Origin of the sequence: Actinomadura sp. WMMB 499 (assembly GCF_008824145.1) — a bacterium.
Classification (GTDB): Bacteria; Actinomycetota; Actinomycetes; order Streptosporangiales; family Streptosporangiaceae; genus Spirillospora.
Window position 1 is genome coordinate 8,188,338 of record NZ_CP044407.1, and the last position, 25,983, is coordinate 8,214,320.

Consider the following 25,983-nt stretch of genomic DNA (forward strand, 5'->3'; position numbering starts at 1 on the left):
CTCACCGCAGCAGGGCCAACGTCGTCCCGGCTTGCACTGACCTTAGAAGCAGTGACACGACGACGACGGGAGGGTTGATGGCTACTGCTGCCCTCACACCGGGCCGCCCCCGCCACCAGGGTCTCTACGATCCCGCCAACGAGCACGACGCCTGTGGTGTCGGAATGGTGGCGGATCTGCACGGCCGCGGAAGCCACGACATCGTTCAGAACGCCCTGACCGTCCTGAAGAACCTCGACCACCGCGGCGCCGTGGGCGCGGAGCCGGACGACGGCGACGGCGTCGGCATCATGCTGCAGATCCCGGACGCCTTCTTCCGCGAGACGGCCGGCTTCGCGCTGCCCGAGCCGGGCGCCTACGCCGCCGGCATCGCGTTCCTGCCGGTCGACGCGGACGAGCGCGCCGCCGTGATCGCCCACGTGGAGACGCTGTGCGTCGAGGAGGGCCTGACCGTCCTCGGCTGGCGCGAGCTGCCGACCGTCCCCGAGTTCGCCGGGCCCGCCGCCCGCCGCGCGATGCCGCACTTCGCGCAGCTGTTCCTGCAGGCCGCCGAGGGCGGCCCGCACGCGGGGAAGACGGGGCTGGAGCTGGACCGCGTCGTGTTCTGCATGCGCGAGCGTGCCGAGCAGGACGTCGCCGTCTACTTCCCGAGCCTGTCGAGCCGGACGATCGTCTACAAGGGGATGCTGACGACCCCGCAGCTGGAGCCGTTCTTCCCCGACCTGTCGGACCGCCGGTTCACCAGCGCGATCGCGCTCGTGCACTCGCGGTTCTCCACCAACACGTTCCCGGCGTGGGAGCTGGCGCACCCGTTCCGGTTCATCGCCCACAACGGCGAGATCAACACGGTCAAGGGGAACCGGAACTGGATGCGGGCCCGCGAGGCGCTGCTGAAGTCCGACCTGCTCCCCGGCGACCTGTCCCGCATCTACCCGGTGATCGACATCGAGGCGTCCGACACCGCGTCGTTCGACGAGTGCCTGGAGCTGCTGCACCTCGGCGGCCGGTCGCTGCCGCACGCCGTCCTGATGATGATCCCGGAGGCGTGGGAGAACCACACCGAGATGGACCCGGACCGCCGGGCCTTCTACGAGTTCCACTCCACGCTCATGGAGGCCTGGGACGGCCCCGCGAGCGTCAGCTTCACCGACGGCACCGTCGTCGGCGCCGTCCTGGACCGCAACGGCCTGCGCCCCGGCCGCTACTGGGTGACCGACGACGGGCTCGTCGTCCTCGCCAGCGAGGCCGGCGTCCTCGACATCCCCGCGAGCAAGGTCGTCCGCAAGGGCCGCCTGCAGCCCGGCAAGATCTTCCTGGTGGACACCGCCGCCGGGCGGATCGTCGAGGACGACGAGGTCAAGGCGGAACTGGCCGCCGAGCACCCCTACGCGCAGTGGCTGCACGAGGGGCTCGTCCGGTTCGAGGAGCTCCCGCACCGCGCGCGGGAGATCCCGACGCACGACACGCTCGTCAAGCGGCAGCAGACCTTCGGCTACACCCTCGAAGAGCAGCGGATCATCCTCAGCCCGATGGCGAAGACGGGCGCGGAGCCGATCGGCTCGATGGGCACCGACACCCCCATCGCGGTGCTCTCGGAGCGGCCGCGCCTGCTGTTCGACTACTTCAAGCAGCAGTTCGCGCAGGTCACCAACCCGCCGCTGGACGCCATCCGGGAGGAGCTCGTCACCTCCCTGCAGTCCACCCTCGGCCCCGAGGGCAACCTGCTCGAGCCCGGCCCGGACTCGTGCCGCCGGCTGGTGCTGCCCACCCCGATCCTGGACAACGACGAACTCTCCAAGATCATCCACATCGACGACGAGGGGTCCCTGCCGCACCTGCAGGCCCACGTCGTCCACGGTCTCTACGAGGTCGCCGGCGGGGGAGAGGCCCTGCAGACGCGCCTGGAGGAGATCAACGGCGAGGTGTCCCGCGCCATCGCCGCCGGCGCGCGGATGATCGTGCTGTCCGACCGCGGCGCCGACTCCGCCCGCGCCGCGATCCCCGCGCTGCTGCTCACCGGCTCGGTCCACCACCACCTGATCCGGGAGAAGACCCGGACGCGGGTCGGCCTGGTGATCGAGACCGGTGAGGCCCGCGAGTGCCACCACATGGCGCTGCTCGTCGGCTACGGCGCGTCCGCGATCAACCCCTACCTCGCGATCGAGACCGTCGAGGACCTCGTCCGCTCCGGCGTCATCGAGAGCGACGGGCTCGACGAGAGCAAGGCCGTCCGCAACCTCGTCAAGGCGTACGGCAAGGGCGTCCTGAAGGTCATGTCGAAGATGGGCGTGTCCACGGTCGCGTCCTACACCGGCGCGCAGATCTTCGAGGCGGTCGGGCTCGGCGCCGAGGTCGTCGACCGCTGCTTCACCGGCACCATCTCCCGGCTCGGCGGCGTCGGCTTCGACGTGCTGGCCCGCGAGGTCGCCGAGCGGCACCGCCGCGCCCACCCGGCCGGCGGCAACGACCTCGCGCACCGCACCCTGGAGGTCGGCGGCGAGTACCAGTGGCGCCGCGAGGGCGAGCCGCACCTGTTCAGCCCGGACACGGTGTTCAAGCTGCAGCACGCCACCCGCACCCGCCGCTACGAGATCTTCAAGGAGTACACCTCCAAGGTCGACTCGCAGGCCGAGAAGCTGATGACGCTGCGCGGCCTGTTCCAGCTCAAGGAGGGCGCCCGCCCGCCGGTGCCGATCGAGGAGGTCGAGCCCGCGTCGGAGATCGTCAAGCGGTTCTCCACCGGCGCGATGTCCTACGGCTCCATCTCCGCCGAGGCCCACGAGACCCTCGCGATCGCGATGAACCGCCTCGGCGGCAAGTCCAACACCGGCGAGGGCGGCGAGGACCCGAACCGCTTCACCCCGGACGAGAACGGCGACCTGCGGCGCAGCGCCATCAAGCAGGTCGCGTCCGGCCGGTTCGGCGTCACCTCCGAGTACCTCACCAATGCCGACGACATCCAGATCAAGATGGCGCAGGGCGCCAAGCCCGGCGAGGGCGGGCAGCTGCCCGGCCACAAGGTGTACCCGTGGATCGCCAAGACCCGGCACTCCACGCCCGGCGTCGGCCTCATCTCGCCGCCGCCGCACCACGACATCTACTCGATCGAGGACCTCGCCCAGCTCATCCACGACCTGAAGAACGCCAACCCGTCCGCGCGCGTGCACGTCAAGCTCGTCGCCGAGATGGGCGTCGGCACGGTCGCGGCCGGGGTGTCGAAGGCGCACGCCGACGTCGTCCTGATCTCCGGGCACGACGGCGGCACCGGCGCGTCCCCGCTGACGTCCCTCAAGCACGCCGGGACGCCCTGGGAGCTGGGCCTCGCCGAGACCCAGCAGACGCTGCTGCTCAACGGGCTGCGCGACCGCATCGTCGTGCAGACCGACGGGCAGATGAAGACCGGCCGCGACGTCGTCGTCGCCGCGCTCCTCGGCGCCGAGGAGTACGGCTTCGCGACCGCGCCGCTCGTCGTGTCCGGCTGCATCATGATGCGGGTCTGCCACCTCGACACCTGCCCCGTCGGCGTCGCCACCCAGAACCCCGTGCTGCGGGAACGGTTCTCCGGCAAGCCCGAGTTCGTCGTGAACTTCTTCGAGTTCATCGCCGAAGAGGTCCGCGAGTACCTCGCCGCGCTCGGCTTCCGCTCGCTGGACGAGGCCATCGGGCACGTCGACATGCTCGACACCCGCGACGCCGTCGAGCACTGGAAGGCGTCCGGCCTCGACCTGGCCCCGATCCTGCACGCGCCCGACACCCCCTACGGGGACGCGCTGCACTGCGTCGGCACGCAGGACCACGGGCTCGAGAAGGCGCTCGACAACACGCTGATCCAGCTCGCCGAGGGAGCCCTCGCCTACGGCGACAAGGTCACCCTCGACCTGCCGATCCGCAACGTCAACCGCACCGTCGGCACCATGCTCGGCCACGAGCTCACCCGCAAATGGGGCGGTGACGGCCTCCCCGACGACACCATCGACGTCACCTTCACCGGCTCGGCGGGCAACTCGTTCGGCGCGTTCGTGCCGCGCGGCGTCACCCTCCGGCTCGTCGGCGACGCCAACGACTACGTCGGCAAGGGCCTGTCCGGCGGACGGATCAGCCTGCGGCCCCCGGAGGACGCCGGGTTCGCCGCCGCGGAGCAGATCATCGGCGGCAACGTCATCCTGTACGGCGCGACGTCCGGCGAGCTGTTCGCCGCCGGCGTCGTCGGCGAACGGTTCTGCGTCCGAAACTCCGGCGCCACCGCCGTCGTCGAGGGCGTCGGCGACCACGCCTGCGAGTACATGACCGGCGGCCGCGCCGTCATCATCGGCCGTACCGGACGCAACCTCGCGGCAGGCATGTCCGGCGGCATCGCCTACGTGCTCGACCTGGTACCCGAGCGGGTGAACGGCGAGATGGTCGACCTCGAGACCCTGGACGCCGAGGACGTCGCGTTCGTCCGCGGGCTCGTCGAGCGGCACCTCACCGAGACCGGCTCCCGGCTCGCCCGGCGCCTGCTGGACGACTGGGACGCCACCGCGTCCCGCTTCACCAAGATCATGCCGCGCGACTACCGCCGCGTCCTGACCGCCATGGCCGAGGCCGAGGCGCAGGGACGCGACGTCGACGAGGCCGTCATGGCCGCCGCCCAGGCCTGAGAGAGGGGGATTCCCACATGGCCGACCCGAAGGGTTTCCTGACCGTTTCGCGGGAGCTCCCGAAGCGCCGCCCGGTCGACGTCCGCATCAAGAGCTGGTCCGAGGTCTACGAGGACTTCGGCAAGGACCGCCTGGAGAAGCAGGCGAGCCGCTGCATGGACTGCGGCATCCCGTTCTGCCATCAGGGCTGCCCGCTCGGCAACCTCATCCCCGAGTGGAACGACCTCGTCTACCGCAAGGACTGGCAGGAGGCGATCGAGCGGCTCCACGCCACCAACAACTTCCCGGAGTTCACCGGGAGGCTCTGCCCCGCCCCGTGCGAGAGCGCCTGCGTCCTCGGCATCAACCAGGACCCGGTCACCATCAAGCGGGTCGAGGTCGAGATCATCGACCGCGCGTTCGCCGAGGGCTGGGTGCGCCCGCAGCCGCCCGCCGTCAAGACCGGCCGGAAGGTCGCGGTCGTCGGCTCCGGCCCGGCCGGCCTCGCCGCCGCCCAGCAGCTCACCCGCGCCGGGCACGACGTCACCGTCTACGAGCGCGCCGACCGCATCGGCGGCCTGCTCCGCTACGGCATCCCCGAGTTCAAGATGGAGAAGCGGCACGTCGACCGCCGCATCGCCCAGATGCGGGCCGAGGGCACCGAGTTCCGCACCTCCGTCAACATCGGCGTCGACCTCACCGCCGACGAGCTGCGCGCCGGGCACGACGCGGTCGTCCTCGCCGGCGGCGCCACCGCCTGGCGCGACCTGCCCGTCCCCGGACGCGAACTCGGCGGCGTCGTCCAGGCCATGGAGTACCTGCCGCCCGCCAACAAGGTGCAGGAGGGCGACCTCACCGAGTCGCCCATCGACGCCGCGGGCAAGCACGTCGTCGTCATCGGCGGCGGCGACACCGGCGCCGACTGCATCGGCACCGCCATCCGGCAGGGCGCGGCGTCCGTCACCCAGCTCGAGATCATGCCGCGGCCCCCGGAGTCCCGCCCGGACGCCCAGCCGTGGCCGACCTACCCGATGCTGTTCAAGATGGAGAGTGCCCACGAGGAACTCGCCGACCAGGACGGCGACCGGCTCTACGCCGTCTCCACCACCGAGTTCGCCGGGGACGAGGACGGCAACGTCCGCGCCCTGAAGATCGTCGAGGTGGGCGGCCCGGACACCGGCTTCAAGCCGATCGAGGGCACCGAGCGCGAGATCCCCGCGCAGCTGGTCACCCTCGCCATGGGCTTCCTCGGCCCGCAGCGCGAGGGCCTCCTCGAGCAGCTCGGCGTCGAGCTGGACCAGCGCGGCAACGTCGTCCGCGACAAGGACTACAAGACGTCCGTGGACGGCGTCTACGCCGCCGGCGACATGGGCCGCGGCCAGTCGCTGATCGTGTGGGCCATCGCCGAGGGCCGCGCCGCCGCGCACGGCGTCGACGAGCACCTCACCGGACGCACGTCGCCGCTGCCGTACCCGATCCCGCCCACGGCCCGGCCCATGGCCTGACCACCCGCCCGACCCCCTGCGTGCGGGACCCCGGAGCCGAGCTCCGGGGTCCCGCACGTCACGGGGGGTGTCCGAGGCATGTGCCGGCATCGGGGGATGCCCCTACGGCGTCGAGGCCGTCTTCCGCGACGACTCCGGCTGCTGGTACAGCCTCACCCAGCCCTTCGACCAGCTCGACGACACCGCGTCCTGGAACGATTGCGTTACCTGACCGGACGCTGCCGCGAGGTCCGGGACCCCCGGGCCTCGCGCACGCACGGGCAGCCTCGGCCGTTTCCTACAAGACCTGCCCTGGACACCGCCCTACGGTGGGGGCCATGAAGACCTTGACCAGGGAACACGTCGAACGGGCCTGGGAGTTCATGCTCCTCAACGCCCGCCTCCTGGACCGCCACCGGTTCGCCCTGCACTTCCGCGGCGGTCCGCCCGAACCCGTCCTCGCCGCGCTCCGCCCCTACGAGAACCCCGACGGCGGCTACGGCAACGCCCTCGAACCCGACCTGCGCGGTCCCGCGAGCCAGCCCGTCCCCGCCCAGCACGCCCTGGAGATCCTCCACGAGGCCGGAGCCGACGACGACCCCGCCGTCGCCCGCATCGCCGACCACCTCACCACCGTCACCACACCCGAAGGCGGGGTGCCGTTCGCCCTGCCCACCGTCCGCGACATGCCCCGCGCACCCTGGTGGCAGGTCCCCGACGACCCGCCCGCCGCGATCAACCCCACCGCCGCCCTCGCCGGCCTCCTGCACCGCGCCGGAAGCGACCATCCCTGGCTCAGGACCGCCACCGACTTCTGCTGGCGCCGCCTCGACCGGCCCGGCTTCGAATTCGGCCCCTACGACGTCCTCGCCGTCCTCGCCTTCCTCGACCACGTCCCCGACCGCGACCGCGCCGAAGCCGCCTTCGCCCGGCACCGCGACGCCCTCGCCGCCACGGAGAGCGACCACCACACCGCCCTCGACTTCGCGCCCGGCCCCGGCGGCCTCGGCGCGCGCCTCCGCCCCCGCGACGTCATCGACGCCGAACTCGACGCCCTCATCGACGCCCAGGACGACGACGGCGGCTGGGACATCGACTTCCCCGTATGGACCCCCATCACCCGCCACGAATGGCGCGGCTTCCAGACCGTCGAACGGCTCCGCGTCCTGCGCGCCCACGGCAGGCTCGAGCGCTAGACGAGGTCGCGGAGCGGGGCGCCCGCGAGGTCCCGCACCTCGTGCGCGAAATGCGCCTGGTCGGCGAAGCCCGCCTCGTACGCGGCCTCCGCCGGCGGCCGCCCCGCCCGCACCAGCCGCAGCCCCCGCTGGAAGCGCAGCACCCGCTGCAGCACCTTCGGCCCGTACCCGAACGCCGCCAGCGAGCGCCGCCGCAGCTGCCGATCGCTCAACCCCACCGCGTCCGCCACGTCCCGCACCGAACCCCGCGCCAGCCCCGACACCACGGCCGGGACCAGCGGATCCACCGGCCCCGCGACACGCCCCGCGACGGCGCGCACCAGCATGTCCCGCCGCGCCTCCGGGCGCTCCGCCGACGCCACGGCCTCCGCGAGCCGGTCCGCGTCCCGGCCCCACAGCTCCCGCAACGGGACCCGCGCGTCCCGCACCGCGTCCGCCGGCACACCCAGCACCGGCGGCGCCGCACCCGGAGCGAACCGCACCGCCGCCACCGCACCGCCCGGCCGCATCACCGCCGGCATCGGCCCCGTGTCCGGACCCGCCACCATGATCTCCGCGTCCCACCAGATCAGGTCGACGCATCCGTCCGGCACCACCCGCCGGACGAACGGCTCCGCACCGTCCGGCAGCGCCGCCGACCACGCGCACACCAGCCCCGCCGGACCCGGCGCCGGTACCTCCAGATATCTCGTGGGATTCACACCACCCTGCATACCACCCCCCACCGACGGGCAGGGCGACAGAGAACCCGACAAAACGGAGGTCATCATGCCGAGCGACCTGCAAGGCGGGACCATCGCGTTCCTGTGCGCCCCCGAAGGCACCGAACAGGTCGAACTGACCGAGCCCTGGACGGCCGTCGAGCAGGCCGGCGGCACGCCCCGCCTCGTCTCGACGCAGTCCGGCGAGATCCAGGCGTTCAACCACCTCGACAAGGGCGACACATTCCCGGTCCACGCCACCGTCGACGACACCGGCCACACCGCCTACGCGGGGCTCGTCCTCCCCGGCGGCGTCGCGAACCCCGACTTCCTGCGCATGCAGCCGGAGGCCGTCGCGTTCGCCAAGGCGTTCTTCGACGCGGGCAAGCCCGTCGCCGTGATCTGCCACGGCCCCTGGACGCTCATCGAGGCCGACGCCGTCCGCGGGCGTACGATCACTTCGTGGCCCAGCCTGCGGACCGACCTGCGCAACGCCGGCGCCACGTGGGTCGACGAAGAAGTGAAGGTCTGCGAAAGCGGACCCAACGTACTGGTGTCCAGCCGCAAGCCCGACGACCTCAAGGCCTTCTGCCAGGCGGCCGTCGACGCGTTCAAGGCCGTGGTCTAGACCTTGACCTAGACCACTGCGTGAACCCTGGGGGTCCGCATCCTGCAGAAATAACCGTACCCACCAGTAACTAAGTACGGTTGTGCACGTGACCCGTCGAGCGAAAATAGTCAGCACCATCGGCCCCGCCTGCTCCAGCACCGAGCAGATCAACGCCCTCGTGGAAGCCGGCATCGATGTCGCCCGGCTCAACATGAGCCACGGCGACCACGCCACCCACGAAGAGGTCTACCAGCGGATCAGGGCCGCCGCCGACGCCACCGGACGCGGCGTCGGCATCCTCGCGGACCTCCAGGGCCCCAAGATCCGCATCGGCCGCTTCCCCGACGGCCCCGTCCGGCTCACCCTCGGCGACGACTTCACCATCACCACCGAAGACGTCCCCGGCACCCGCCGCGAGGTCTCCACGACCTACGAGGGCCTTCCCGGCGACGTCGGCCCCGGCGACACCGTCCTCATCGACGACGGCCGCGTCGCCCTCCGCGTCACCGACGTCGACGGCACCCGCGTCCGCACCACCGTCACGGTCGGCGGCATGGTCTCCGACAACAAGGGCCTCAACCTGCCGGGCGTCCCCGTCAGCGTCCCGGCCCTCACCGAGAAGGACGAAGAAGACCTCCGCTGGGCCCTGCGCCTCGGCGTCGACCTCGTCGCCCTCTCCTTCGTCCGCACCCCCGCCGACGCCGACATCTGCTACCAGATCATGGAAGAGGAGGGCGTCCGCGTCCCCCTCATCGGCAAGATCGAGAAGCCCCAGGCCGTCGAACGCCTCCCCGAGATCGTCGCCGCCTTCGACGGCATCATGGTCGCCCGCGGCGACCTCGGCGTGGAACTCCCGCTCGAACAGGTCCCGATCGTCCAGAAACGCGCCATCGAACTCTGCCGCGAGAAGGCCCGCCCGGTCATCGTCGCGACCCAGATGCTCGAATCCATGATCTCCGCGCCCCGTCCCACCCGCGCCGAGACCTCCGACGTCGCCAACGCCGTCTTCGAAGGCGCGGACGCCGTCATGCTCTCCGGCGAGACCAGCGTCGGGCAGTACCCCATCGAGTCCGTCCAGACGATGAGCCGCATCGTCTGCACCGCCGAGGAAGCGGCCCTCCAAGCCACCCACACCCTCGAGCGCATGCCCGAGACCGTCGGCGGCGCCATCGCCCGCGCCGCCGCCGAGGTCGGCGCCATCGTCGGCGCCGAAGCCCTCGCCGCCTTCACCATGTCCGGCGAGACGGCCCGGCGCCTCTCGCGCTACCGCTCGCCCATCCCGCTGCTGGCCTTCACCTCGGTCCCCGCCGTCCGCGGCCGCCTCGCGCACGTCTGGGGCGTCGAGACCTTCATCGTGCCCCAGGTCGACCACACCGACGCCATGTTCGGCCAGGTCGAGCAGGCCCTCCTGGAGCTCGGCCGCGCCCAGAAGGGCGACCGGGTCGTGGTCGTCGCGGGCTCCCCGCCCGGCACGCCGGGCTCGACCAACTCCCTGCGCGTCCACATCATCGGCGACGCCATCACCACCCAGCACTGAGCGGGGCGCCGGGCGGCCGCCGGCCGCCCGGCACATCACCGAGCGATCTCATTTGAAACTCGCTCCGGCCAACCACCTCGACTCAGTACTTCGGCCCCACGAACTCGTCCATCCGCGCCACCGCCTCCCGCCGCGCGACCGAGATGTTCTTCCGGTTCATCTGCCGCCACGCGATCCCGAGCCGATCGAGCGCATCCGTGAAGATCCGCTGGATGTCCACGGAGTCATTGGTGAAGTAGCAGCGGGGGTACTCGTACCAGCGTTCTTCATCATTGAGGCGTCGGCGCACGCGGTTGGTCCCGCGAGACCCGACTGGCCGCGCGCCGCAGCCGCCACGGGCCGTCCCAAGCGATTCAACGCATGGGATTGAAGTCCTGCTAGCCAGGTCAACCTGGCCAAAATGGGACAGCAAGCCCGAATTATGGTGCTACCGCCGACGTTTCAGGGGGATCGCCGCCTCGACAAGGCTATGGAGTGGCGTTTGCGTGTGAAGCGGAGTGGCCTCGTTGTCCGGGTGCTCGATCTGGACGTCCGTGCCGCTTTGTGCGTGCGTAGTCGTGCATCTACGAGCGGTTCTGGATGCAAGGCGAAATGCCGGGCTGGAGTCCAGCGAGGCCATGCCCGGCGAGCGAGTATCCGGGCTGGGAAAGTGGCATCTGTGAGTGATGTCAGGCTTGAAAGTGCCCCGGGTGGGACTCGAACCCACACTGTACGGTGTTTGAGACCGCTCCCTGCTGCCAATTGGGGTACCGGGGCATATTTGATCGGGACTTGTCCCTTTATGTCCCGATTGTCATCCCTTGGTGAGGGGCGACGGGTACCAGGGTAGCGCGTCCCGGTAGTCTCGTGCGCGTGACGGAGAGCGCTCGGCGAGTTGTGATCGCAGAAGACGAGGCCCTGATCCGGCTGGACCTCAAGGAGATGCTGCAGGAGGACGGCTACGAGGTCGTGGGCGAGGCGGGGGACGGCGAGGCGGCCGTCCGGCTCGCGTCGGACCTCAAGCCCGATCTCGTGATCCTCGACGTCAAGATGCCGGTGCTGGACGGGATCTCGGCCGCCGAGCGCATTTCGGCCGAGCGGATCGCGCCCGTCGTCATCCTGACCGCGTTCTCGCAGCGGGAGCTCGTCCAGCGGGCCACCGAGGCGGGGGCGATGGCCTACCTGGTGAAGCCGTTCGCGAAGACGGACCTGGCGCCCGCCATCGAGATGGCCGTCAGCCGGTACACCGAGATGCGGGCGCTCGAGGCCGAGGTCGCGGGGTTGCAGGACCGGCTGGAGACCCGGAAGGTCGTGGACCGCGCGAAGGGGCTGCTGCAGGAGGCGCACGGGTGGTCCGAGCCCGAGGCGTTCCGGTGGATCCAGAAGACGTCCATGGATCGCCGGCTCACGATGCGGGCCGTCGCGGAGGCGGTCGTCGCCGGTGCGGGCGGCGAGTCCGGCGGGTCCTGACTCCCGTCATCGTCGTTCCCCGCGTTGTCAAGGGCCAATGCGCGCGTCCCGGACCGACCATATTCGTGACTCTCGGTAATCGTCGCTGTTGGTCGCGCGATTCCCGATGAGCACGGGGGAGTAACGAACGAGTAACCCTTCTGTCCGGGGGTGCTGATCTGCGTCGGGTCCTCGGTGTACGACATACCTGGTCCCCGTGACCGATATCTCCCCATCCATGGAGACGTGTCGCGCGGGGCCTCGACTCGTACCCGATCCCTTCCCGGATCCGGATGGAAAGGCTGGGCACCTTGCGGCGCAACATGATGAGGGTCGCCGGCGCGGTGGGCATGAGCGCGGTGCTCGCGCTCGGCGCCGTGGCGTGCGGCGACGACGGCGGCGGCTCGGGCGACGGCGACTCGATCACGATCGGGTTCATGGGAGACCTGACCGGGGAGAACTCGGGTCTGGTGATTCCGCCCAAGCAGGGCGCTGAGCTGGCGATCGAGCAGTACAACGCCACCAACCCCGAGGTCAAGATCAACTTCAAGACCTATGACAGCCAGGGCAAGCCGGAGCAGGCGACGACGCTGGCGACCGGCGCGGTGAAGTCCGACGGCATCGTCGGCATGATCGGCCCGGCGTTCTCCGGTGAGTCGCAGAGCGTGGGGCCGATCCTGGAAGAGGCCGGGGTGCCGAGCATCTCGCCGTCGGCGACGGGCATCACGCTGGCCGAGCAGGGCTGGAAGTTCTGGCACCGCGTGGTGGCCGACGACACGGTCCAGAGCGCCGGTGTCGCGACGTTCCTGACGGGGTCGCTGAAGGCCGAGAAGGTCTTCCTGACCCACGACAACCAGGAGTACGGCAAGGGGCTCGCGGACGCGATCGCGAAGGGCCTCGAGGGCAAGGTCGAGGTGCAGACCGACCCGATCGACACGCAGGCGACGGACTACTCCTCCACGGTGAACAAGATCGTGCAGTTCGCACCGGACGCGGTCTACTTCGGCGGCTACTACGCCGACGCCGGGAACCTGTTCAAGCAGCTCCGCGAGGGCGGCTACGAGGGCAAGCTGATGTCCGGGGACGGTTCGTTCGCCCCGCAGCTGATCGAGGGGATCGGCCAGGAGGACGCGCAGGGGACGCTGGTCAGCTGCGGCTGCCTGGTCGACACCGAGGGCACCACGAACGAGACGGCGAAGAAGTTCGCGGCCGACTACCAGGCGAAGTACAACGCTCCGCCCGCGGTGTACTCGTCCGAGGGCTACGACGCGGCCACCGCCTTCATCAAGGCGATCCAGGACGGCAAGACGACGCCGGAGGACATCAACGAGTTCCTCACCGGCGTGCAGTTCGAGGGCGTCGGCAAGTCGATCGCGTTCGCGGAGAACGGTGAGCTGGCGGCCAAGGACATCTTCATCTACGAGGTCAAGGGCGGCGAGATGCCGCTCCTGGGCACCGCGGAGGAAGCTCAGGCCTCCTGAAGCGGAAACGTCCTGTGACCGACCCCTGACCGAGGGGTCCATGACGGCGCGGGAGCGGGAGCGCTACAGCGCTCCCGCTCCTTTTCACAAAGGGCAACCAAGGTGCTCGATAGTTTCATCAACCAATTCTGGCCGTCGACCATCGACGGGCTCTCGCTGGGCGCCATCTACGCGCTGCTCGCGCTGGGGTACACGATGGTGTACGGCGTGCTCCGGCTGATCAATTTCGCGCATGCCGACATCTTCATGGCGGGCACGTTCGCCGCGTTGTGGTCGGTGCAGATGCTGGGCGTGGACGATGCGACGGGCATCGCGCTGATCGGCGCGGTGGCGGTCTCCGCGGTGGCGGCGGCGATCGTCGCCGGCGGCGGGGCGCTGGTCCTGGAGCGGGTGGCCTACAGGCCGCTGCGCAAGCGCGGGGCGTCCCGGCTGGCGGCGCTGATCTCCGCGATCGGTGCGTCGATCTTCATCCAGCAGCTGTTCGCGACGGAGATCGTGCATCGCGTCTTCGACACCTCCAGGGAGGGCGGCAAGCTTCCGGTGACCGAGCAGTTCCGCGAGATCACCACGGTGTTCACGCTGGGGCCGGTGCGCGTCACGAACGTGGCGTTGATCATCGTCGTCGGCGCGGTGCTGATGATGGTGGCGCTGGATCTGTTCGTGAACCGGACGAAGCTCGGGCGGGGCATCCGCTCGACCGCGCAGGATCCGCAGACCGCGGTGCTGATGGGCGTGAACATCGACCGGGTGGTGTCGGTGACGTTCGTGGTGGGCGGTGTGATGGCCGGTGTGGCGGCCGCCCTGTACTTCCTGCGGTTCGAGCAGACCGAGTACTTCGTGGGCTTCCTGCTCGGGATCAAGGCGTTCACGGCGGCGGTTCTGGGCGGGATCGGCAACATCCGCGGTGCGCTGGTCGGCGGGTTCGTCCTGGGGTTGCTTGAGATGTACGGCTCGAGCATTTTCGGTTCCGAGTGGCGGGACGTCGTGGCGTTCACGCTGCTGATCCTGATTCTGATGTTCCGTCCAACCGGCATTCTCGGTGAGTCTCTCCAGCGGGCGCGCGCATGAACATGATGAAAAAGAGCCCGGTGAACCTGACGAAGAAGGCGGGCGGCGGTTCGGGCCGGTTCTCGCTCGATCCGCTGCGCGCCTGGTGGGCGGCCGCCCCGCGGGCGCAGCGGTGGGGCGTGTACCTGCTGCTGGTGGTGGCGGCGGTGCTGCTGCCGCACGAGGCCATCGGCAGTTTCATGGCGCCGAGCGGTGCGGACTGGCCGGCGATGCTCGCCGACAAGATCGCCATCTACATCCTCCTGGCGATCGGCCTGAACGTCGTCGTCGGCATGGCGGGTCTGCTGGACCTGGGGTACGTCGCCTTCTACGCGGTCGGCGGCTACACGATCGCGATCTTCTCCACCCGCTACGGCTGGAACTTCTGGGAGACGCTGGTCCTGGCGATCGTGTTCGCCGGGATATCGGGCCTCATCCTGGGTGCGCCGACGCTGCGGTTGCGCGGTGACTACCTGGCGATCGTCACGCTCGGTTTCGGTGAGATCATCAAGCGGACGGCGAACAACAGCGACTTCGTGAACGGGCCGCGCGGGGTCCAGGGGATCCCGCGGCCGCCGTCGCTGTCGGAGTTCGAGATCTTCGGGGTGCAGCCGCTCAAGTACGGCTTCCTGGACTCGCGGCCGTACTACTACCTGCTGCTGGTCTTCATCATCCTGGCGATCATCTTCGTGAAGCGGCTGGAGAACTCGCGGGTCGGCCGGGCGTGGACCTCGATCCGGGAGGACGAGGACGCGGCCGAGCTGATGGGCGTGCCCACGTTCCGGTTCAAGCTCGCGGCGTTCGTGATCGGTGCGGCGATCGGCGGCAGCGGCGGCGTGGTGTTCGCGACGAAACAGACGTCGATCATTCCGAACAACTTCGAGTTCCTCGTGTCGGCGCTGGTGCTGGCGGCGGTGGTGCTGGGCGGTTCGGGTCACCTCCCGGGCGTGATGCTGGGGGCGTTCGTGGTGGCGTGGCTGCCGGAGCGGTTCCGGTTCCTGGACGACTACCGGATGCTGCTGTTCGGCGCGGCCCTGGTGCTGATGATGGCCTTCCGGCCGGAGGGGTTGTGGCCGTCCCGGCAGCGGAAGGCGGAGTTGGCCGAAGGAGGCGGTGGCATGGGCCATATGGGCGCCGAGATCGGCGAGGAGCAGGACGACGCCGCCGGGGAGGTGCGGAAGTGAGCGAGTCGGACGGCCGGGCGCCGTTGCTGGAGTTGCGGGACGTCGTCATGCGCTTCGGTGGCGTCGTGGCCCTCAACAAGGTCGAGATCACGGTTCGCGAAGGTGAGATCTTCGCGCTGATCGGGCCGAACGGTGCGGGCAAGACCACCGTGTTCAACGTGACGACGGGCGTGTACCAGCCGACCGAGGGCCGGGTGGTCTTCGGCGGGACGCGCATCGACGGCAAGAAGCGGTTCACCGTGACGAAGCTGGGCGTGGCGCGCACGTTCCAGAACGTCCGGCTGTTCCACAACATGACGGCGGTCGAGAACGTGCTGGTGGGCGCGGACGCGCATCACCGGACCGGGTTCGTCGGCGCGGCCCTGGGACTGCCGTGGCATCGCCGGGAGGAGCGCCGGGGCCGGGAGAAGGCGGCGGAGCTGCTGGAGCTGGTGGGGATCCCGCACCGGTCCGGCGAGCTGGCGAAGAACCTGCCGTACGGCGACCAGCGGCGGCTGGAGATCGCGCGTGCGCTGGCGACGGATCCGAAGCTGCTGCTGCTCGACGAGCCCGCGGCGGGCATGAACCCGGCGGAGAAGGCGGCGCTGCAGGAGCTGATCCGCAGGATCCGTGACACCGGCGTGACCGTGCTGCTGATCGAGCACGACATGGGCCTGGTGATGGGGATCAGCGACCGGGTGGCGGTGCTGGACTTCGGTCAGAAGATCGCCGAGGGTCTGCCGGCCGAGGTGCAGAGCGACCCGCGGGTCATCGAGGCGTATCTGGGGGCTCCGGCCGATGCTTCTTGAGATCGACGACATTCACGTCCACTACGGGAAGATCGCGGCGCTGAAGGGCGTCAGCGTGTCGGTGGACCAGGGCGAGATCGTCACGCTGATCGGCGCGAACGGCGCGGGCAAGACGACGACGCTGAAGGCGGTGTCGGGGCTGCTGGAGGCGTCGTCGGGCGCGATCCGGTTCGAGGGCGCCGACATCAGCCGGATGGCGGGTCACAAGCGGGTGCTGGTGGGCATCGGGCAGGCGCCGGAGGGCCGGGGGATCTTCCCCGGCATGACGGTGGAGGAGAACCTGCTGATGGGCGCGTACGCCCGCAAGGACGACCCGTCCAAGGAGCTGGCGGAGGCGTACGAGCTGTTCCCGCGGCTGGCGGAGCGCAAGTCGCAGGCGGGCGGCACGATGTCCGGCGGTGAGCAGCAGATGCTGGCGATCGGCCGGGCGCTGATGGCCAAGCCGAAGGTGCTGCTGCTGGACGAGCCGTCGATGGGGCTGGCGCCGATGCTGGTGCAGCAGATCTTCTCGATCATCGAGGAGATCAACCGGCGGGGCACGACGGTGCTGCTGGTGGAGCAGAACGCCCAGCAGGCGCTGCAGATCGCGCACCGCGCGTACGTGCTGGAGACGGGGCGTGTGGTGAAGACGGCGGCGGCGGCGGACCTGCTGGACGACCCGCAGGTCCGTGCGGCGTACCTGGGCGGTGATCTCGGCGAGGCGGCCGGTGCCGCGGGCGGGCCGGCGGAGGCCGGGGCGCTCGGCGACTCCGCGGACCCGGACGCCGGAGGCGGCGCGGACGCCCGCGCCGGTGACGGCGGCACCGGTGAGGACGCCCGTGGCGGCGGTGAGTCCGGCGGTGGCGAGTCCGGCGGGGGCGATGCCGGAGGGACGACGACCGCCTGACGCAAAGACCGCCTCGTTGCGACGCGCCCGCCGGGTCCGGTTCGTCCGGGCCCGGCGGGCGCGCCTCGCGGTCCGCGGCCGCCGGTACGCCGGCGCCGACCGAACGGGCCCGCACGCGCCGCGTCCGGACCCCGGACATGCGTTGACCCGGGATCACCTTTGGGGCCGTACGGGCCTTCCCCGGCGCGTACGTTGTCTACTCGGCGATCCCGGGCCGTTCTGAGCCACCGTACAGATGTGCGGTGCCTCGTCGCAAAGGTCCCGCGAAGAACGCGGGTCTTCGCGGGTCAGGATTCGGGCGCGTCCTGCAGCATGCAGGTGAGGCGCGCGGTGCAGACGCGGCGGTCACGGTCGTCGGTGATGACGATGTCGTAGGTGGCGAGGGTGCGGCCGCCGTGGGCGCGGGTGGCGACGCCCGTGACGTGTCCCTGGGTCGCGGACCGGTGGTGGGTGGCGTTGATCTCGATGCCGACGGCGATCCGGCCGGCGCCGGCGTGGAGCGCGGAGCCGACGGATCCGATGGACTCGGCGAGGACGCAGGACGCGCCGCCGTGCAGGAGGCCGTAGGGCTGGGTGTTGCCTTCGACGGGCATGCGGGCGACGACGCGTTCGGGCGTGGCCTCGAGGTACTCGATGCCCATCGTCTTCGCGAGGTCGGAGCCCTCGTCGAACCGGGCGAATCCGGCGATGACCTTCGCGAGGTCGCCCGTGCCGCCGCCCGCACCGGCGCCGTCGGCGCCGTCCGCGCGATCTTCGGAGGTCACGCCGTTGGGGTCTGTCACTTGCTCCTCCACATATCTGTCGTACGCGCAGACTAGAGTCCTGCTGTGGCGATGACAGCAGCGACCCCTGACAAGCGTGAACGGCTCCTTCTGCTCGACGGGCACTCCCTGGCCTACCGGGCGTTCTTCGCGTTGCCGGTGGAGAACTTCTCCACCACCGACGGGCAGCCGACGAACGCCGTGTACGGCTTCACCTCGATGCTCATCAACGTCCTCCGGGACGAGCAGCCGTCCCACATCGCGGTGGCGTTCGACCGGTCGGAGCCGACGTTCCGGCACGAGCAGTACGTGGAGTACAAAGCGGGCCGGCAGAAGACGCCGGACGAGTTCCGCAGCCAGGTGAGCCTGATCTTCGAGGTGCTGGACGCGCTGCGGATCCCGCGGATGTCGGTGGCGGGGTTCGAGGCCGACGACATCATCGCCACGCTGTCGGTGCAGGCGACCGAGGCCGGTCTGGAGACGCTGGTCGTCACCGGTGACCGGGACGCCTTCCAGCTCGTGAACGAGCACGTCACGGTCCTGTACCCGGTGAAGGGCGTGTCGGAGCTCGCCCGGATGGACCCGGCGGCCGTGGAGGCCAAGTACGGCGTGCCGCCGGAGCGGTACCGCGAGCTGGCCGCGCTGGTGGGGGAGAGCAGCGACAACCTGCCGGGCGTGCCCGGCGTCGGCCCGAAGACGGCCGCGAAGTGGCTCGCCAAGTTCGGCGACCTCGACACGCTGGTGAACCGCGTCGACGAGATCAAGGGCAAGGCCGGCGACAACCTGCGCGAGCACCTGTCGGGCGTGATCCGCAACCACCAGATCAACCGGCTCGACTCCGAGGTCGGGCTGGAGCTGACGCCGCCGCAGCTGGCGATGGGCCAGTGGGACCGCGAGGAGATCCATACCCTGTTCGACTCGCTGCAGTTCCGGGTGCTGCGCGAACGGCTGTACTCCACGCTGCACGCGGCCGAGCCGGAGGCCGACGAGGGCTTCGACGTCGAGCTGGAGGAGCTGGAGCCGGGAGCGCTGGGCACCTGGCTGGACGCGAACGCCGGCGGGCGGCTCGGCGTCGCCGTCACGGGGACGTGGGGCCGCGGCACCGGGGAGATCACCGCGCTGGCCCTCGCGTCGAAGGACGGCCCGGCCGTCCACCTCGACCCGGCGGAGCTGATCGAGGACGACGAGCGCGCCCTCGCCGCGTACCTCGGTGACGGCGCCCGCGCGAAGGCGATGCACGAGGCGAAGGGCCCGATGCTGGCGCTGGCGGCGCGCGGCCTGGCCCTGGCAGGCCTCACCAGCGACACCGCCCTGGCCGCGTACCTGGCGCTGCCCGGGCAGCGCACGTTCGACCTCGCCGACCTCGCGCTGCGCTACCTGCACCGGGAGCTGCGCGGCGAGGCCGAGGACTCGGGGCAGCTGACGCTGGACGGGTCCGGCGAGGAGGAGGCCGCGCAGGCGCTCGCGGTCCGGGCGCGGGCGGTCGCCGAACTCGCCGACGTCCTGGACGCCGACCTGGAGAAGCGCGGCGCGACCCGGCTGCTGCACGAGGTCGAGCTCCCGCTCGTCGGCGTCCTCGCGGGGATGGAGCGGGCCGGCATCGCCGTGGACGCCGACCATCTCGCGGGCCTGTCGGCGACGCTGGGCGGGCAGGTCAAGCAGCAGGAGCAGGACGCGCACGGGGCCGTGGGCCGGGAGTTCAACCTGGGCTCCCCGAAGCAGGTGCAGCAGGTCCTGTTCGACGAGCTGGGCCTGCCCAAGACCAAGCGCACCAAGACCGGTTACACCACCGACTCCGAGGCGCTCAGCAACCTGCTGGAGAAGGACGGGCATCCGGTCCTCGAGCACATCCTGCGGTGGCGGGAGGTCGCGAAGCTGAAGAGCATCGTCGACTCCCTCATCCCGATGGCCGACGACGCGGGCCGCATCCACACCACGTTCAACCAGATGGTCGCGGCGACCGGGCGGCTGTCCTCCACCGATCCGAACCTGCAGAACATCCCGATCCGCACCGAGGAGGGACGGCGGATCCGGGAGGCGTTCGTCGTCGGCGCCGGCTACGAGACGCTGCTGACCGCCGACTACTCGCAGATCGAGCTGCGGATCATGGCGCACCTGTCGGAGGACGAGGCGCTGCTGGAGGCGTTCGGGTCCGGTGCCGACTTCCACACCATCACCGCGTCCCGCGTGTTCGGGCTGCCGCCCGAGCAGATCGACTCCGAGCTGCGCGCCCGCATCAAGGCGATGAACTACGGCCTGGCCTACGGCCTGTCGGCGTACGGGCTCTCGCAGCAGCTGCGCATCGCGCCCGACGAGGCGCGCGGGCTGATGGAGGAGTACTTCGAGCAGTTCGGCGGCGTCCGCGACTACCTGCGCGACGTGGTGGCCCGCGCCCGCCGCGACGGCTACACCGAGACGATCCTGGGCCGCCGCCGCTACCTGCCGGACCTGAACTCCGACAACCGGCAGCGCCGCGAGATGGCCGAGCGGATGGCTCTCAACGCCCCGATCCAGGGGTCGGCCGCCGACATCGTCAAGGTCGCGAGCCTGAACGTCGACCGTGCCCTGCGCGGCGCGGACCTGGCGTCGCGCGTGCTGCTGCAGGTTCACGACGAGCTCGTCCTCGAGATCGCCGCCGGGGAGCTCGACCGCGTCAAGGAGCTCGTGGGCGAGCAGATGACGGGCGCGTACGAGCTGCGCGCCCCGCTGGAGGTCTCCATGGGCACCGGCCGCACCTGGCAGGACGCGGCCCACTGATCCCGCGCCGGCCCGCCGCGGCCCGCTCGGGATCGGCCGCCGGAGCGTCGGCCGGAAGCGGTCGCGGACCCGGGCGGCACGCTTAAGGTACCCCCGGTGATCGATACGTCACGGTGGGTTGATCTTATGGGAGGTGCCGCCGCGCGGGCCGCAAGGCGCGGGTGGCGGCGTGTCCGGGACACCTGGGTGAGTCATGCCATTTACCCGCGGGTTCTGGATTTGGCGGGATGAGGGCCGGAGCGCGGGTGCTCCCGGGGATCGTGCGGGTACCAGATGAGGTGTCCGTAGATCTCCCGTGGATCTACGCTGTCTCTGGTCCTGTTCGGGTCGACCGGCGGGGGGAACATGCCGCTCCTTCACAAGATCGCAGGAGTCGTGGTCGTCTGCGCCGTCCTCCTCGGGCTGGTACTGCCCGGAGAGCGGCGGGACGACGGCGGGAACGAGGCCGAGGTCGAGCGGGTCGGAGGGGGTCATCCGGCGCGGCCGGTGGACGCGGAGCGCCCCGCACCCGGAGCCGGGGCGGCCGTGCCCGGAACCGCGAGCGCGACGCCGAGCGCGGCGGCGACGGCGCCGATCCAGGCGGCGGCGCCCGCCGCGGCGGCGGCGAAGGCCAACGAGCTGGGACAGGTGCCGGTGCTGATGTACCACCGGATCCTGGACAAGGCGGAACAGTCGCTGGACCGGTCGACCAAGGAGCTGTACGACGAGCTGACCAGGCTCGCCAAGGGCGGGTACACCCCGATCACCGCGACGGAACTCGCGAGCGGGCGGATCGACGTCCCCGCGGGGAGGCACCCGGTGGTGCTGACGTTCGACGACAGCACGCCGGGCCACTTCGGCCTCGACGCGCACGGCAACCCGAAGCCGGACACCGCCGTCGGGATCATCCAGCGGGTCGCGAGGGAGAACCCCGGCTTCCGGGCGACCGCGACCATGTACCTGAACAAGGACATGTTCGGGCTCAAGGGCGCCGAGGCGTCGGCGGGGCTCGCGTGGCTGCTGCAGCACGGGTACGACCTCGGCAACCACACGCTGTCGCACCCCAACCTCGGCGGGCTGTCCGCCGAGAAGGTCCGCGCGGAGATCGGCGGGCTGGAGGACGAGGTCGTCAAGCTCACCGGCGCGCACACCGGGACCCTCGCCTACCCGTTCGGGGTCCCGCCCGAGAAGGAGGAGTGGGCGCGCGAGCAGCAGGGCCGGTTCGCGTTCCAGGGCATGTTCCTGGCCGGCTGGCGGCCCGCGCCGTCGCCGTTCTCCGAGGACTTCGACCGGTGGGCCGTCCCCCGGGTGCGGTCGGAGGGGAAGATCAAGGAGAACGACTGCGAGAAGTACTGCTCGACGGCGTGGCTGGAGTACCTTGACCAGCACCCGCAGGAGCGGTACACCTCGGACGGGGATCCGGGTACGGTGACGGTCCCGAGGGGGCTGCAGGACGGGCTCGCCGCACAGGCCCGGAGCATCGCGCGGGTCTACTGACCTCCCGGCCGCCGCCGGCGCGCGGCCCGTCCGCCGGTCGTCCGCCATCAGCCCGCCGTCCGCCCGCATCGGGCGCGGGCCGGACGGACCCGGACGCGCGGCCGGGAGCCGGGGCGGCGGGGGCCGGATTGACCCGGGGGGTTTCGGTCCCATATCCTGATCGCTGCGCTGTGGGCTTGCGCGTGCTTCGGACGGAGCAAGCTCGCGCTCGGTCAGGTCGGCGACAACGGTTCGGTTCACAGGCGCGGGGCGACCCGCGTTCCTTTCCGGTCTTCGGCAGGGCAGACCAACGGCCCGCCGCGCACAACCCATACGACTTCCATGTCCGTACCGGAGCCAGCCGACACATGACGAGCAGCACCGAGGCCACCTCGACCACCCCGCAGGTAGCGGTCAACGACATCGGGTCCGAGGAAGCCTTCCTCGCAGCGATCGACGAGACCATCAAGTACTTCAACGACGGCGACATTGTCGAAGGCACTGTCGTCAAGGTCGATCGTGACGAGGTCCTCCTCGACATCGGCTACAAGACCGAGGGCGTCATCCCGTCCCGGGAACTCTCGATCAAGCACGACGTCGACCCGAACGAGGTCGTCGCCGTCGGGGATCACGTCGAGGCCCTCGTCCTCCAGAAGGAGGACAAGGAAGGCCGGCTGATCCTGTCCAAGAAGCGCGCCCAGTACGAGCGCGCCTGGGGCACGATCGAGAAGATCAAGGACGAGGACGGCATCGTCACCGGTACCGTCATCGAGGTCGTCAAGGGCGGCCTGATCCTCGACATCGGCCTGCGCGGCTTCCTGCCCGCCTCGCTGGTCGAGATGCGCCGCGTCCGCGACCTGCAGCCCTACGTCGGCCGCGAGCTCGAAGCCAAGATCATCGAGCTGGACAAGAACCGCAACAACGTGGTCCTGTCCCGCCGCGCCTGGCTGGAGCAGACGCAGAGCGAGGTCCGCCAGACCTTCCTCAACACCCTGCAGAAGGGCCAGGTCCGCAAGGGCGTCGTCTCCTCGATCGTCAACTTCGGCGCGTTCGTCGACCTCGGCGGCGTCGACGGCCTGGTGCACGTCTCCGAGCTGTCCTGGAAGCACATCGACCACCCGTCCGAGGTCGTCGAGGTCGGCCAGGAGGTCACGGTCGAGGTCCTGGACGTCGACATGGAGCGCGAGCGCGTCTCCCTGTCGCTCAAGGCCACGCAGGAAGACCCCTGGCAGCAGTTCGCCCGCACCCACCAGATCGGCCAGGTCGTGCCGGGCCGCGTCACCAAGCTGGTGCCGTTCGGCGCGTTCGTCCGGGTCGAGGAGGGCATCGAGGGCCTGGTCCACATCTCCGAGCTGGCCGAGCGCCACGTGGAGATCCCCGAGCAGGTCGTCCAGGTCGGCGACGAGATCTTCGTGAAGATCATCGACATCGACCTCGACCGGCGCCGCATCAGCCTGTCGCTCAAGCAGGCCAACGAGGGCGCCGCGGGCATGGACGAAGAGGACTTCGACCCCACCCTGTACGGGATGCCGGCCGAGTACGACGAGCAGGGCAACTACAAGTACCCCGAGGGCTTCGACGCCGAGACCGGCGAGTGGCTGCCGGGCTTCGACGAGCAGCGCGAGACCTGGGAGCGGCAGTACGCCGAGGCCCGCTCCCGCTTCGACTCCCACCGCCGGCAGATCGAGGAGGCCCGCAAGGCCGAGGCGGAGGCCGACGCGGCGCCCGCACCGTCCGGTGGTGGTGCCGGCGGCGGCGGCGAGACCTCCTACTCCGGCGGCGGCGAGAGCGAGTCCGGCGGTGGCGCCCTGGCCACCGACGAGGCGCTCGCCGCGCTGCGGGAGAAGCTCTCCGGCGGGCAGTGACGCCCCGTCGGCCGCGAGGTGCCCAGCACCGCGGGGCCGACTCCACCGGCGGCCGGTCCCAGCCGGACCGGCCCCGGTGTAGGGCGCCGCGCGCTCCGGACGTGCCTGGGCGTGCGGTCGCCGATGACCCTATGATCACGGCCGGGGGCCGATCTTCACGGATCGGCCCCCGGCCGTGATCTCGTTGCCACGACCCCCAGAAACGCCCGTCCCCCTGGAGCACTCGAAAAAGTGGCCAGCACAGAGGCAGAATCCAGGATCGGCGGCCCGGTGGTGCCCGGCCCGTCGATCGTCCCGCCCGGCCCGGCCCGGCTCGCGCTGATCGCGATCACGGTGGCGGTGCTGGCGCAGACCCTGCGCTTCTCGCTACCGCAGCTCGACAACTTCGCCGACAGCGCCGGCTTCGGCGTCGCCGCCGTCGCGGTGCTGATCGTCTTCCTGGCCGGGTTCGCCGCGCCGCTGATCCGCCGCGCCGCCGGCCCGCGCGGCCTGCTGCTGACCGGAGTGGGCGGGCTGCTCGCCGTCCGGCTCCTCGCGCAGCTCATCGACCCCCGCACCTGGCTGGTGTTCATCGGCGCCGCGATCGGCATGATCGCGGTGGCGGCGCTCTACGAGGGCGCCCGCGGCCTGTCCGGAGTCGGGTTCGCGACCGCGGCCGTCGCCGGGCTGTCGGCCGACGCGGCCGTCCGGATGTGCTTCGCCACCTGGGATCCGGTGTGGCGGTCCGGGATCGGGCCGTGGATCGCGTGCCTGGCGTTCGTCGGGCTCGGCGCCGCCGCGCTCTGGCGGGAGCTGGGATCCGGGCCGGTGGCGCCGCCCGGCATCTCCTGGCGGGACGCGCTGGGCGCCTCGGCGTTCGGGCCGTTCCTGGCGCTGCAGGTGCTCGTGCTGTCCAGCCCCGCGTTCGTCGCGTCGTCCGGCTGGCGGTCCCTGACGGCGGCGCACGTCACGATCGTCGCCGGGCAGGGCCTCGCGCTCGCGTTCCTCGCCTCGGGCCTCGCCGTCCGGGCGGTGCCGGGCGGCGTGTGCGTGCTCGGCGGGACGGTCCTGGGCATCGGCGCGGGCGCGGTCGCCGGCACCTACGCGGTCTCGGGGATCGAGGTCGTCCCGATCGTGATCCTCGGGCAGGTGCTGGCGGCGTGGCTGCTCGCCGTCGCGTCGCGGGCGCCGCTGCGCCGCGCCGGGACGGGCGGTTCGGTGCTGCGCATCGACGTCGCCGCGGCCCTCGGTGGTTTCCTCGTCGCGGTGATCCTCGTCCCGTACCAGGTGAGCGCGCTGCTGCCGATGCCGTTCCCGAACAACCTGCTGCCCGGCGTCGCCGGGATCGCGCTGGGGGCGCTCGCCGCGATCACCGCGGCCCGCGGAGGCCCGCTGCCCGCGCGCGCGCCGCTGCGCGCCCTGATCGCCGGTGCCGCGTCCCTCGCGCTGCTGGCCGGGACGCTCGTGTTCACGGTCGCCGTGCCGGACGGGACGGCGCAGGCCGCACCCGGCGAGGGCCGGGTCCGGATCATGACCTACAACATCCACGACGCCGTCGACCAGGACGGGCGGCTCGACCCCGAGGGCCTCGCCCGCACCATCGAGCAGCAGAAACCGCAGGTCGTCCTGCTGCAGGAAGCCGGACGGGGCTCGCTGCTGTCCGGCACCGCCGACGTCGGGGTGTGGCTGTCGCGGCGGCTCGGCATGAAGCTGATCTGGGGCCCGGCCGCCGACGGCCAGTTCGGCAACGCGATCCTCACCTCCCTGCCGGTCGTCAGCTCGGGAACCGCCCGCATGCCCAAGGGCGACTGGTCGCAGATCCGCGGCTACGTGTGGGCGCGGCTCCGCGTCGGTGAGACCACGATGGACGTGTGGTCCACGCATCTGGAGGGCGGCGAGAGCCACGCCGACGAGCGCGTCCGGCAGATCGCGGCGCTGCTGCGGGCGTGGGGCGGCGCGCCCCGCACCGTGATCGGCGGCGACCTGAACTCCGGTCCCGGCAGCCCCGAGCTGGAGCGGATGACGCGCGGCACGGACCTGCGCACCGCCGTGATCGGCGCCGACCCGTCCCCGACCACCCCGGACGGGGAGCGGCACGACTGGATCTTCGGGTCGGACGGTGTGCTGTTCTCCGACTACGACGTGCCGACGTCGGACGCGTCCGACCACTACCCGGTCGCGGTGACCGTCCGGATCCAGCGGTAG

At 71.0% G+C, this 25,983-nt stretch carries 18 protein-coding genes, 1 tRNA gene and 1 pseudogene; 16 read left to right on the forward strand and 4 right to left on the reverse strand.

Going from position 1 to position 25,983, the window contains the following annotated elements; genetic code table 11:
* The first annotated feature begins 77 nt into the window (after positions 1 to 77).
* The 4 genes from gltB to F7P10_RS42910 all read left to right on the forward strand — a co-directional run bounded on the left by gltB (position 78) and on the right by F7P10_RS42910 (position 7,299).
* On the forward strand, positions 78 to 4,640 hold the full coding sequence (gene gltB, locus F7P10_RS37325; protein ID WP_151016753.1) for a glutamate synthase large subunit: 4,563 nt from the start codon (positions 78 to 80) through the stop codon (positions 4,638 to 4,640).
* 17 nt (positions 4,641 to 4,657) lie between these two features.
* Positions 4,658 to 6,124: a glutamate synthase subunit beta gene (locus tag F7P10_RS37330; protein ID WP_151016754.1), complete on the forward strand. Its 1,467-nt coding sequence runs from the start codon at positions 4,658 to 4,660 to the stop codon at positions 6,122 to 6,124.
* A 67-nt stretch (positions 6,125 to 6,191) separates the two neighbouring features.
* Positions 6,192 to 6,335 (forward strand): hypothetical protein, encoded by a 144-nt coding sequence (locus F7P10_RS37335; protein WP_218040245.1) that lies wholly within the window; start codon positions 6,192 to 6,194, stop codon positions 6,333 to 6,335.
* 106 nt (positions 6,336 to 6,441) lie between these two features.
* Complete coding sequence (locus F7P10_RS42910; protein WP_176611802.1) at positions 6,442 to 7,299, forward strand: hypothetical protein; 858 nt, start codon at positions 6,442 to 6,444, stop codon at positions 7,297 to 7,299.
* Here F7P10_RS42910 and F7P10_RS37345 read toward each other — a convergent pair.
* Entirely contained in the window at positions 7,296 to 8,000 is a 705-nt protein-coding gene (locus F7P10_RS37345; protein ID WP_254716223.1) for a DUF6597 domain-containing transcriptional factor, read from the reverse strand. The two genes, F7P10_RS42910 and F7P10_RS37345, sit on opposite strands and share 4 nt — an antisense overlap.
* A 67-nt stretch (positions 8,001 to 8,067) precedes the next feature.
* Here F7P10_RS37345 and F7P10_RS37350 point away from each other — a divergent pair, with 67 nt between their 5' ends.
* Together F7P10_RS37350 and pyk are read left to right on the forward strand one after the other, a co-directional pair.
* Positions 8,068 to 8,628 (forward strand): type 1 glutamine amidotransferase domain-containing protein, encoded by a 561-nt coding sequence (locus tag F7P10_RS37350; RefSeq protein ID WP_151016756.1) that lies wholly within the window; start codon positions 8,068 to 8,070, stop codon positions 8,626 to 8,628.
* Between the two features lie 88 nt (positions 8,629 to 8,716).
* A complete protein-coding gene (gene pyk / locus F7P10_RS37355; protein ID WP_151016757.1) occupies positions 8,717 to 10,147 on the forward strand; it encodes a pyruvate kinase in 1,431 nt (476 codons plus the stop codon).
* 82 nt (positions 10,148 to 10,229) lie between these two features.
* Here the strand turns inward: pyk and F7P10_RS37360 are convergent, their stop codons facing one another.
* Positions 10,230 to 10,436: a hypothetical protein gene (locus F7P10_RS37360; RefSeq protein WP_176611803.1), complete on the reverse strand. Its 207-nt coding sequence runs from the start codon at positions 10,434 to 10,436 to the stop codon at positions 10,230 to 10,232.
* A 392-nt stretch (positions 10,437 to 10,828) separates the two neighbouring features.
* Positions 10,829 to 10,903 (reverse strand) — tRNA-Leu (locus F7P10_RS37365).
* A gap of 90 nt (positions 10,904 to 10,993) precedes the next feature.
* Here F7P10_RS37365 and F7P10_RS37370 point away from each other — a divergent pair.
* From F7P10_RS37370 to F7P10_RS37395, 6 genes and pseudogenes are all read left to right on the forward strand, one after another.
* Positions 10,994 to 11,596: an ANTAR domain-containing response regulator gene (locus F7P10_RS37370; RefSeq protein WP_176611804.1), complete on the forward strand. Its 603-nt coding sequence runs from the start codon at positions 10,994 to 10,996 to the stop codon at positions 11,594 to 11,596.
* Between the two features lie 302 nt (positions 11,597 to 11,898).
* Positions 11,899 to 13,056, forward strand: a complete 1,158-nt coding sequence (locus F7P10_RS37375; RefSeq protein ID WP_254716224.1) for a branched-chain amino acid ABC transporter substrate-binding protein — start codon at positions 11,899 to 11,901, stop codon at positions 13,054 to 13,056.
* 102 nt (positions 13,057 to 13,158) lie between these two features.
* Positions 13,159 to 14,124 (forward strand): branched-chain amino acid ABC transporter permease, encoded by a 966-nt coding sequence (locus F7P10_RS37380; protein WP_151016758.1) that lies wholly within the window; start codon positions 13,159 to 13,161, stop codon positions 14,122 to 14,124.
* The gene (locus F7P10_RS37385) at positions 14,121 to 15,287 is read left to right on the forward strand and encodes a branched-chain amino acid ABC transporter permease (RefSeq protein ID WP_368077437.1); all 1,167 of its coding nucleotides are present in this window, start codon (positions 14,121 to 14,123) and stop codon (positions 15,285 to 15,287) included. The genes F7P10_RS37380 and F7P10_RS37385 overlap by 4 nt, the downstream gene beginning before the upstream one ends.
* Before the next feature lie 47 nt (positions 15,288 to 15,334).
* Positions 15,335 to 16,075, forward strand: coding sequence for an ABC transporter ATP-binding protein (locus F7P10_RS37390; protein WP_151018544.1), 741 nt, complete (start codon positions 15,335 to 15,337; stop codon positions 16,073 to 16,075).
* A pseudogene (locus F7P10_RS37395) lies at positions 16,065 to 16,766 on the forward strand (ABC transporter ATP-binding protein); the annotation flags it as partial. The gene F7P10_RS37390 and the pseudogene F7P10_RS37395, both read left to right, overlap by 11 nt.
* Before the next feature lie 482 nt (positions 16,767 to 17,248).
* On the opposite strand, the gene F7P10_RS37405 reads toward F7P10_RS37395, so the two are convergent.
* Positions 17,249 to 17,650, reverse strand: a complete 402-nt coding sequence (locus tag F7P10_RS37405; protein ID WP_254716844.1) for a PaaI family thioesterase — start codon at positions 17,648 to 17,650, stop codon at positions 17,249 to 17,251.
* Positions 17,651 to 17,794: 144 nt separating this feature from the next.
* On the opposite strand from F7P10_RS37405, the gene polA reads away from it, so the two are divergent.
* From polA to F7P10_RS37425, 4 genes are all read left to right on the forward strand, one after another.
* Positions 17,795 to 20,479, forward strand: a complete 2,685-nt coding sequence (polA, locus tag F7P10_RS37410) for a DNA polymerase I (RefSeq protein WP_176611943.1) — start codon at positions 17,795 to 17,797, stop codon at positions 20,477 to 20,479.
* Between the two features lie 345 nt (positions 20,480 to 20,824).
* Positions 20,825 to 21,955: a polysaccharide deacetylase family protein gene (locus F7P10_RS37415; RefSeq protein ID WP_151016760.1), complete on the forward strand. Its 1,131-nt coding sequence runs from the start codon at positions 20,825 to 20,827 to the stop codon at positions 21,953 to 21,955.
* Positions 21,956 to 22,302: 347 nt separating this feature from the next.
* Entirely contained in the window at positions 22,303 to 23,799 is a 1,497-nt protein-coding gene (gene rpsA, locus F7P10_RS37420) for a 30S ribosomal protein S1 (protein ID WP_151016761.1), read from the forward strand.
* A gap of 231 nt (positions 23,800 to 24,030) precedes the next feature.
* A complete protein-coding gene (locus F7P10_RS37425) occupies positions 24,031 to 25,983 on the forward strand; it encodes an endonuclease/exonuclease/phosphatase family protein (protein ID WP_254716225.1) in 1,953 nt (650 codons plus the stop codon).

Coding starts and splice junctions, on each gene's coding strand:
- rpsA (WP_151016761.1), top strand. CDS start 22,303: ATGACGAGCAGCACCGAGGCCACCTCGACCACCCCGCAGGTAGCGGTC.
- polA (WP_176611943.1), top strand. CDS start 17,795: ATGACAGCAGCGACCCCTGACAAGCGTGAACGGCTCCTTCTGCTCGAC.
- F7P10_RS37415 (WP_151016760.1), top strand. CDS start 20,825: ATGCCGCTCCTTCACAAGATCGCAGGAGTCGTGGTCGTCTGCGCCGTC.
- F7P10_RS37350 (WP_151016756.1), top strand. CDS start 8,068: ATGCCGAGCGACCTGCAAGGCGGGACCATCGCGTTCCTGTGCGCCCCC.
- gltB (WP_151016753.1), top strand. CDS start 78: ATGGCTACTGCTGCCCTCACACCGGGCCGCCCCCGCCACCAGGGTCTC.
- F7P10_RS37330 (WP_151016754.1), top strand. CDS start 4,658: ATGGCCGACCCGAAGGGTTTCCTGACCGTTTCGCGGGAGCTCCCGAAG.
- F7P10_RS37375 (WP_254716224.1), top strand. CDS start 11,899: ATGATGAGGGTCGCCGGCGCGGTGGGCATGAGCGCGGTGCTCGCGCTC.
- F7P10_RS37390 (WP_151018544.1), top strand. CDS start 15,335: ATGCGCTTCGGTGGCGTCGTGGCCCTCAACAAGGTCGAGATCACGGTT.
- F7P10_RS42910 (WP_176611802.1), top strand. CDS start 6,442: ATGAAGACCTTGACCAGGGAACACGTCGAACGGGCCTGGGAGTTCATG.
- F7P10_RS37385 (WP_368077437.1), top strand. CDS start 14,121: ATGAACATGATGAAAAAGAGCCCGGTGAACCTGACGAAGAAGGCGGGC.